Source organism: Rathayibacter sp. AY2B3, assembly GCF_002931755.1.
In the GTDB taxonomy this organism is placed as follows: Bacteria; Actinomycetota; Actinomycetes; order Actinomycetales; family Microbacteriaceae; genus Rathayibacter.
Map to the genome: position 1 here is coordinate 86,445 of NZ_PSUG01000004.1, position 8,179 is coordinate 94,623.

Sequence of the window (8,179 nt, forward strand, 5' to 3'; positions counted from 1 at the left end):
TCGACCGACGACCTCCCCTCGATGAGGGAGTCGGTCGTGGATCGCAACGGTCCGGTCGTCCGACGCGGCCGCGTCATCCGGTGGGTCTTCTCCCGCGATGCCGGCTGCACCGCCGAGATCATCGAGGGCCGCGACCCGTTCGCCCGGCACATCACCACAGAGAGGAACGACGACGCCCGGCCGCCCTCAGATGAGGGGCGGCCGGGCGTCGTCGGTCGAAGGAGCCGGTCAGGTCATCCGCAGCGGAGCGCCGGGTAGGCGGCGCTCACGGGAGCGGAGGCACTGCCGACGGTGGCGACCCCCTGGACGGTGCCGGCGGTGACCGAGGCGGCCCGCGTGGTCACGGCCAGCGAGGCGGTCCGGCCTGCGTCGATCTGCTGCGTCTTCGCGCCCCACAGGGTGTTCCAGCGGAGGTCGGCGGTCGACGCGGCCTTGTTGACGGTGGTCAGCGTGACCACCACCTTGCCCGCGACGCAGCGAGCCGCCGCCGTGGCGGTGACGGGCACAGCCGGCGCCTTCACGGTGATCGTCGCCGTGACGGTGCGGTTGGCCGAGGCCACCTCCTGCTCCTTCGAGAGCGAGAGGTCGAGCCGGCCGCTCGCGCGGATGTTCACGCCCTTGAACCAGGTGTTGCGGTCCGAGTCGAACAGGCCGCCCGCGTTCTGCGGGTCGGTCGCCGTGTGCGGGTCCGGGTAGGGGCGGGCGTGGTAGGCGAGGAGCAGGTTGCCCGACTCGTCCTCGACGAACGAGTTGTGCCCGGTGCCGGCCTGCTGGCGCGAGAAGTACTGCGTCTCGTCCGCGCCGAGACGGCCCAGGTAGGTGTCCTCGGTGTCCAGTACGGGGAACGCGGTCTGCGTCCACGTCGCGGGGTTGAGGAGGTCGGCACTCGCATCGGCCGTGAGCATGCCGAGCGAGTAGTACTTGTCGACCGTTCCGCCCGAGTAGGTGAGGTACATGCGTCCTCCCTCGGACACGATGAACGGCGCCTCGACGACGCCCTGGTCGCTGCCCTCGGTGGTGTCGGACGGGGTCGGCGAGCGCTTGCCCGACTCCCACGGCTGGCTCTCGCCGTAGATGCGGCTGACCGCACCGGAGACCAGCGGGACGGTGCCCTTGGGTCCCATCGTCGCCTTGGCGAGTGAGAGCGTGTTGCCGTTGGGCAGGATCCAGTAGCCCTGGGTGGCGCCGTTCTCCTGGCGGTCGATGTAGCTGACGTCGAAGGCCGCGCCCTCGAGGACGACCGGCTCGCCCCACTTCGTCTTGTCGAGGAAGCCGCCCGCGGCGATCGAGGCGTCGGTCCCGGTGTAGGGGATCAGGACGGTGTTGTCGCACCAGCCGCCCACCGGCGCGTAGCCCTTGTTCATGCCGGCGACGATCCACCAGGTGCCGTTGATCTTGTGGAACTCCTGCGCCCAGATGTATCCGCCCCAGCCGTAGAAGGTGTTCGGGTACTGGCTCTGGAGGCCGGGCGTGCCGGCGTCGGGGTCGATCACGATCTGCTCAGGAGCGGAGTCGAGACCGGCGATGGTCTTCGAGCGCTTGAGGCCGATCTTGCGGTAGCTGGAGCTCTCCTCGATCGGGCCGAGGGAGTCCTGTCCGTAGTGCGAGCCCGTGAGGTAGTAGTAGCCGTCGTCCTCGTTGAAGAAGACGTGCGGATCCGCGCGGGCCTCGTTGACCATCGCCTCGGGGTCCTGCTGGACGGCGCCGGTGACCTGGTAGGTCCCGGGACGCGAGGTGTCGACGGCGGTGGTCAGATCGTCCTGCCAGTCGACGTTGAGCGACTTGGTCGAGCCGTCGTTGTACTCCATCACGGCCTGCCCCGGGAGCGCTGCGGCGATCGCAGCGGATCCGGCGCCGGCGTCGACGGAGCCGCTGAGCGACTTCACACCGGTGTTCTTCAGGTCGACGTACTCGCGGTAGAACGTGCCGAACTCGGACGAGGTCAGCGTCGTCTCGCCGGCCTGGCCCTGGGTGAACCAGGCGGGGAGACCCGAGCCCTGGACACCGGGGACGCGGGCGTCGGCGCGGGTGGTCGCTCCGGGAGCGGTGCCGGAGGCGAGGTCCGTGAACAGCGTCACGCGGCCCTCGGTGGTGAGCAGATCGGTCCAGAACAGCTTGTAGACGCCGAGGGCGGAGTCGAAGACGATCCGCGGGTCGGTCACGACCGAGCCCGGCGCGACCCGGAGGACGCGCTGGTCGCGGAAGGTGCGGCCGTCGGCGGAGCTCCAGAGGTAGACGGAGTCCGTCGCGTTGTTCTGCGACGAGACCGCGCCGAGCGAGCCGTCCTTCGAGCGGAACAGCAGCGGCGAGCCCATCTGGGCGTTCGGGCGCTGCGCCTGGTCGCCGTCCTTGAGGACGGAGAGGATCGACTGCGAGCGGTTCAGCGGCTCCCAGGTGGTCGCGCCGGCGGGCAGTGCGGCCGTGAAGAGCGAGTCCGCGCGACGGTCGTCGTTGTAGGCCAGCGGGTCGTCCTTCACTCCGTTCGTCGTGGTGACGGTCTTGACGGAGGTGGCGATGCGCCCACCGGGCACGGCGAGGGTGCTGTCCCACGCGTAGGTCTGCCCGGCGACGGCTGCCTGGAGGCGGACGGCGACGGGAGCGGTGAGGCCCGAGAGGTTCACGGCGCCGGTGGAGGAGACGCGCGCGGCGCCGGCGCCGGAGGCGGTCCAGGTCACGGTGTTCCCGAGCACCTGCGCGGGCAGGTCGCCGAGCACGGTCGTGGGGACGTCGAGTGCTGCGCGCAGGTCGGTCGCCACGGTGCTGCTGGTCGCGCCCAGCTCGGCCCCGGTCAGGGCGCGGTCGTAGACGCGCAGGTTGTCGAGGAGACCGGTGAAGTACTCCCCGCCGCCCCAGTTGGCCTTGCCGACCTGCAGGACTCCGCCGGTCGATCCGAGGACCGTTGCGAGCGAGGGGCCGGCCGTCGTGACGGCCACGGGCTTCGCGTCGACGTAGAGGCGGGCGGTGCCGGCGCTCAGGACGAGGTCGACGTGCTTCCACTCCGTGCTGCTCGGGCCGGTGAGGTTGCCCGAGGAGTCGCGGGCACCGCTGTTGGCGTACCGCTCGACGGTGATGCCGGTCGTCCTGTCGAGGACGCCGACGTACTTCTCCTGGGCGTAGTCCTGGGTCGCGGCCGAGCGTGCGGCGAAGACCGACCAGCCGACGTTGTCCGCGGCGGCGGGCTTGGAGTCGTACGACAGGGTGACGGAGTCGCGCCCCTTCAGCAGCGGCTGCCCGTCGGTCCCGGTGAGATCGAGCCAGAACGAGGAGGACAGCGAGACGGCGCTGCCCTGCCCGGTGCGCCCGGCGACGAGGGTCGGCGTCCCCTTCACGGCGGCGCGGGTCGACCTGTCGGTGAAGGCGCCTCCGCTCGGGGCGGTGTCGAAGGTGAAGTCCGCGAGCAGGCTCTGCGCGGGGGTGGTCGCCGCTGTCGCGGCGACGGCGACCGGCACGGCGGCGCCGGCGGCGAGGGCGATCGTCGCGGAGGCGGCGAGGGTGGCGGCGAGCAGGCGCGAGCGCCTGCCTCCGCCCGGGGGTCGTGACGTCATCGTCGACGTGTCCTCTCGGGTTCTGCAGCGAACCGGTGGGCGGACGGGGGATCCCGCCTGCGGTGTGGTCTCCGCACGGTACCGGCGATTGTTCACGGTAACAAGAGAGCACGACCTACCTGTTGCGAAATACCCACACCGAGGCGAAGGCCCGGATGAGCAGAACGCCGCAGAGGGTGGGCCGACAGCGCGCGCGCCTGCCCCCCCCGCCCGGTCAGTGCCCGCGCGCGATCCACTCCTCGCGGTGCGGGGCCTCCGCTCCGATCGTCGTCGAGTCGCCGTGGCCGGTCCGGACGACCGTCTCGGCGGGCAGCGTCAGCAGGCGATCAGTGATCGAGTCGATGATCGTCGGGAAATCGCTGTAGGAGCGGCCGGTGGCCCCCGGGCCGCCCTGGAAGAGCGTGTCGCCGGTGAACACCGTCCCCAGCGCCTCGGCCACGAAACAGACCGCTCCGGGGGTGTGGCCCGGGGTGTGGCGCACCTCGAGCGCGATGCCGGCGACGGTCACGACCTGACCGTCGACCAGACCGCCGCTCGGGGCCGTGCCGGGGTGCACGGCGTCCCACAGCATCCGGTCGGCCTCGTGGAGCAGCACCGGGGCGCCGGTCGCCGCGCGGACGCCCTCGACCGCGTCGAGGTGGTCGTCGTGCCCGTGGGTCAGCAGCACGGCGAGGAGCCGGCGCTCGCCGACGGCCGCGAGGATCGCCTCCGCGTCGTGGGCCGCGTCGATGACGACGCACTCGGAGTCGTCGCCGACGATCCAGACGTTGTTGTCGACGTCCCAGGTGCCGCCGTCGAGGCTGAACGTGCCGCTCGTGACGAGTCGCTCGATCCGTGCGCCCATCAGAGCACCACCACCGAGCGGAGCACGTCGCCGCCGGCCATCGTGGTGAAGGCCTCCTCGATGTCCTCGATCCCGATCCGCTCGCTCACGAACTCGTCCAGCGGCAGGCGGCCCTGGAGGTAGAGGCCGGTCAGCATCGGGAAGTCGCGCTCGGGCAGGCAGTCGCCGTACCAGCTCGACTTCAGCGAGCCGCCGCGGCCGAAGACGTCGAGCAGGGGGATCTCGAGGGTCATCTCGGGAGTCGGCACCCCGACCAGCACCACGGTCCCGGCGAGGTCGCGGGCGTAGAACGCCTGACGCCAGGTCTCGGGGCGGCCCACGGCGTCGATGACGACGTCCGCTCCGAAGCCGTTCGTCAGGGCCTGCACCGCTGCGACGACGCCCGCCTCGTCGAGGCCGCTGGAGTCGATGACGTGCGTGGCGCCGAGCTTCTCGGCCACGACCAGCTTCTTGGGGTCCCGGTCGATCGCGATGACCGTGCCGGCGCCCGCGAGAGCGGCGCCGACCACGGCCGCCGTGCCGACTCCTCCGCAGCCGATGACCGCGACGGAGTCACCGCGCGTCACGTTCCCGGTGTTCATCGCCGCGCCGAGGCCGGCCATGATCCCGCAGCCGAGCAGGCCCACCGCGGCGGGGTCCGCCTCCGGATCGACCTTCGTGCACTGCTTCGCGTGCACCAGGGTCTTCTCGGCGAACGCCCCGATCCCGAGGGCGGGGCTGAGCTCGGTGCCGTCCTCCAGGGTCATCCGCTGCGTCGCGTTGAAGGTGTTGAAGCAGTACCAGGGCTCGGCCCGGGTGCAGGCCCGGCACTCGCCGCAGACCGCGCGCCAGTTGAGGACCACGAAGTCGCCGACCGCGACGTGGGTGACGCCCTCGCCGATCGCGCTGACCCGACCGGCCGCCTCGTGCCCGAGGAGGAAGGGGAAGTCGTCGCTGATCCCGCCCTCGCGGTAGTGGAAATCGGTGTGGCAGACACCGCAGGTCTCGATGTCGACCACGGCCTCGCCCGGGCCCGGGTCGGGGACGACGATGTCGACGAGCTCCACGGGAGCGCCCTTCGACCGGGCGATGACGCCGCGCACAGTGGTGGGCATGGGGGCTCCTTCGACGGGGGCGTGCAGGTCCGCTCCACAGTAACGACCGCGGGAGGCGGGTGCGCCGGGTGGACGCGGGCGCTCCCGCCCTCTCCGGGGCCGGGCCGCCCGCCTCGCGGACCGCGACCCTGACAGTCGGTAGGGTGCGGGCCATGCGCACTCTGTACCCCGAGATCGAGCCCCACGACTCCGGCATGCTCGACGTCGGCGACGGCCACTCGCTCTACTGGGAGGTCTCGGGCAACCCCGAGGGCAAGCCCGTCGTGTTCCTGCACGGCGGCCCCGGAGCCGGCACCTCGCCCGCCCACCGCCGACTGTTCGACCCCGAGAAGTACCGCATCGTGCTGTTCGACCAGCGGATGTGCGGCCGCTCCACGCCGCACGCCGGAGAGCCGGAGGCCGACCTCTCGACCAACACCACCTGGTACCTCGTCGCCGACATCGAGCGCCTCCGCGAGCACCTCGGCGTCGAGCGCTGGCTCGTGCTCGGCGGCTCCTGGGGCTCGACCCTCGCCCTCGCCTACGCCGAGACCCACCCGGAGCGGGTCAGCGAGATCGTCCTCCGCGGCATCTTCACCCTCCGCCGCGCCGAGCTCGAGTGGTTCTACGAGGGGGGCGCCGCCGCGGTCTACCCGGATCTCTGGGAGGGCTACACCTCCGTCGTCCCGGCCGGCGAGCGGGGCGGCCTCATCGAGGCGTACTACCGCCTCCTCCACGACGCGGACCCCGCGGTGCACGGTCCCGCCGGCGTCGCCTGGACCACCTGGGAGGCGTCGACCATCACCCTCCTGCAGAAGCCGGAGCTGATCGCGGACTGGTCCGATCCCGTCTTCGCGCTCGCCTTCGCCCGAATCGAGAACCACTTCTTCGTGCACAAGGGCTGGCTGGAGGAGGGGCAGCTCATCCGCGACGCCGGCGTCCTCCGCGACATCCCGGCCGTCATCGTGCAGGGCCGCTACGACATGTGCACGCCGGCCTTCACCGCCTGGGACCTGCACCGGGCCTGGCCCGAGGCCGACTTCCGGATGATCGCCGACGCGGGCCACGCCTTCGACGAGCCGGGCATCCTCGACGCGCTGATCGAGGCGACGGACCGCTTCGCGTCGTGACGGTCGGCCCGTCCGCGGCTCGCGGCCGGGAGGCGCGGGGCGTCAGCGCCTGAGTGTCCCGCGCCCGGTGCCGTCGCGCCCCGGGAGCGGGTCTACCCTGATCAGATGCGCGCGGACGACTCCTCCGGGATGGAGGACTGGCCCACCGGCCGGCTGCTCTCCACCGCCTCCCGGATGGTCGAGCACGCCTGGCACGGCGCCCTCGCCGAGATCGGCCTCACCCACGCCGGACTGATCGTGCTGCACCTCCTGCAGGCGGGCCCCGTCGCGCAGAAGGAGCTGGCCGCCTCGGCCCACGTCGAGGTGCAGACCATGTCGCGCACCATCGAGCGCCTCGAGCGCGAGGGGCACGTCTCGCGCACCACGGATCCGTCCGACCGCCGCCGGCAGCTGGTCGCGCTCACCGCCGCGGGCAGCGAGGCCTGGCGCCGGGCGCACCGCCTCGAGGTCGACATGTTCCCGGGCTCGCTCGAGCACGGCCCCCTGCGCGAGGCGCTGCTCGAGATCATCCGCTCTGCCAGCGAGTCGCGCTGGGGCTGACCGCAAGCCCGAGCGGCGCCCTTCCGCGGAGCGCTAGCTTCGTCCGCATGACCTTCAACGACGACTCCCAGCTCAGCGGCGGCAAGGTCCGCCGCCGAGGCCGCACCACCGGCATCGCCGTCGGCGGAGGCGCGGTGGGTGTGGTCGTGCTCGCGCTGCTCTCCCAGCTGCTCGGCGTGAACCTCTCGGGCCTCGGCGAGGTGTTCGGCGGAGGAGGCTCCTCGCCGGAGGGCGTCACCTCCACCGCGGTGGCCTGCGACAGCGGCGCCGACGCCAACACGCAGGTCGACTGCCGCCTCGAGGGCGCGGCCGAGTCGCTCGACCGCTACTGGGGCGAGCAGACGCTCACCCTCGGAGTCGCCTACACGACCCCGACCGGCGTCGACCTGTTCGAGGACCAGACCACCACCGGCTGCGGGAGTGCGTCCGCCGCGGTCGGCCCGTTCTACTGCCCGCCGGACCGGACGATCTACCTCGACACCGACTTCTTCGACGAGCTGCGCACCCGGTTCGACACCTCGGGCGGATCGCTCGCGCAGATGTACATCCTCGCCCACGAGTGGGGCCACCACATCCAGAACCTGACCGGCGCGATGGAGTCGGCGGACCGCTCCGGCACCGGCCCCGAGTCGGATTCGGTGCGCCTCGAGCTGCAGGCCGACTGCTTCGCCGGCGCCTGGGTGGGCGACGCCTCGACGGTGCCCGACGAGACCGGCACCCCCTACCTCAAGCCGGTGACGGCGCAGGAGTACCAGGACGCGCTCGGCGCCGCGGCCGCCGTCGGGGACGACCGCATCCAGGAGCAGGCCACCGGCACCGTCGACCCGGAGGGGTGGACGCACGGCTCGGCCGAGCAGCGCCAGCGCTGGTTCCAGGCCGGCTTCGAGGGCGACGCCACCAGCTGCGACACCTTCAGCGCTTCGCAGCTCTGACCGCGCGGCGCCGCTCCCGCGCGTGCGCTCTGCAGGCTTCCGTGCGATCTGCAGGCCCGCGTGCGCTCTGCAGGCTCCCGGAGTGCGATCTGCAGGACGCGGTGCGTTGTGCAGG

General features: G+C 72.2%; 6 protein-coding genes. 3 read left to right on the forward strand and 3 right to left on the reverse strand.

Annotation, left to right across the window (positions count from 1 at the left end; translation table 11 throughout):
* Positions 1-233 precede the first annotated feature (233 nt).
* The 3 genes from C5C24_RS02720 to C5C24_RS02730 all read right to left on the reverse strand — a co-directional run bounded on the left by C5C24_RS02720 (position 234) and on the right by C5C24_RS02730 (position 5,483).
* Positions 234-3,545 carry a family 43 glycosylhydrolase gene (locus tag C5C24_RS02720; RefSeq protein ID WP_104304251.1) on the reverse strand — a complete coding sequence of 1,104 codons (3,312 nt, stop codon included), beginning with the start codon at positions 3,543-3,545 and terminating at the stop codon, positions 234-236.
* 214 nt (positions 3,546-3,759) lie between these two features.
* Positions 3,760-4,389, reverse strand: coding sequence for an MBL fold metallo-hydrolase (locus C5C24_RS02725; protein WP_104277178.1), 630 nt, complete (start codon positions 4,387-4,389; stop codon positions 3,760-3,762).
* Positions 4,389-5,483: an S-(hydroxymethyl)mycothiol dehydrogenase gene (locus C5C24_RS02730; protein WP_104304252.1), complete on the reverse strand. Its 1,095-nt coding sequence runs from the start codon at positions 5,481-5,483 to the stop codon at positions 4,389-4,391. Before C5C24_RS02730 ends, C5C24_RS02725 begins: the two co-directional genes overlap by 1 nt.
* A gap of 152 nt (positions 5,484-5,635) precedes the next feature.
* Between C5C24_RS02730 and pip the strand changes: the two genes are divergently transcribed.
* The 3 genes from pip to C5C24_RS02745 all read left to right on the forward strand — a co-directional run bounded on the left by pip (position 5,636) and on the right by C5C24_RS02745 (position 8,064).
* Positions 5,636-6,592 (forward strand): prolyl aminopeptidase, encoded by a 957-nt coding sequence (gene pip, locus C5C24_RS02735; RefSeq protein ID WP_104277180.1) that lies wholly within the window; start codon positions 5,636-5,638, stop codon positions 6,590-6,592.
* A gap of 105 nt (positions 6,593-6,697) precedes the next feature.
* Positions 6,698-7,132 carry a MarR family winged helix-turn-helix transcriptional regulator gene (locus C5C24_RS02740; protein ID WP_104277181.1) on the forward strand — a complete coding sequence of 145 codons (435 nt, stop codon included), beginning with the start codon at positions 6,698-6,700 and terminating at the stop codon, positions 7,130-7,132.
* 47 nt (positions 7,133-7,179) lie between these two features.
* A complete protein-coding gene (locus tag C5C24_RS02745) occupies positions 7,180-8,064 on the forward strand; it encodes a neutral zinc metallopeptidase (RefSeq protein WP_104304217.1) in 885 nt (294 codons plus the stop codon).
* Positions 8,065-8,179: the final 115 nt, after the last annotated feature.

Excerpts from the sequence above, each read along its gene's own strand:
- C5C24_RS02740 (WP_104277181.1), top strand. The coding sequence starts at position 6,698 with ATGCGCGCGGACGACTCCTCCGGGATGGAGGACTGGCCCACCGGCCGG.
- C5C24_RS02725 (WP_104277178.1), bottom strand. The coding sequence starts at position 4,389 with ATGGGCGCACGGATCGAGCGACTCGTCACGAGCGGCACGTTCAGCCTC.
- C5C24_RS02730 (WP_104304252.1), bottom strand. The coding sequence starts at position 5,483 with ATGCCCACCACTGTGCGCGGCGTCATCGCCCGGTCGAAGGGCGCTCCC.
- C5C24_RS02745 (WP_104304217.1), top strand. The coding sequence starts at position 7,180 with ATGACCTTCAACGACGACTCCCAGCTCAGCGGCGGCAAGGTCCGCCGC.
- pip (WP_104277180.1), top strand. The coding sequence starts at position 5,636 with ATGCGCACTCTGTACCCCGAGATCGAGCCCCACGACTCCGGCATGCTC.
- C5C24_RS02720 (WP_104304251.1), bottom strand. The coding sequence starts at position 3,545 with ATGACGTCACGACCCCCGGGCGGAGGCAGGCGCTCGCGCCTGCTCGCC.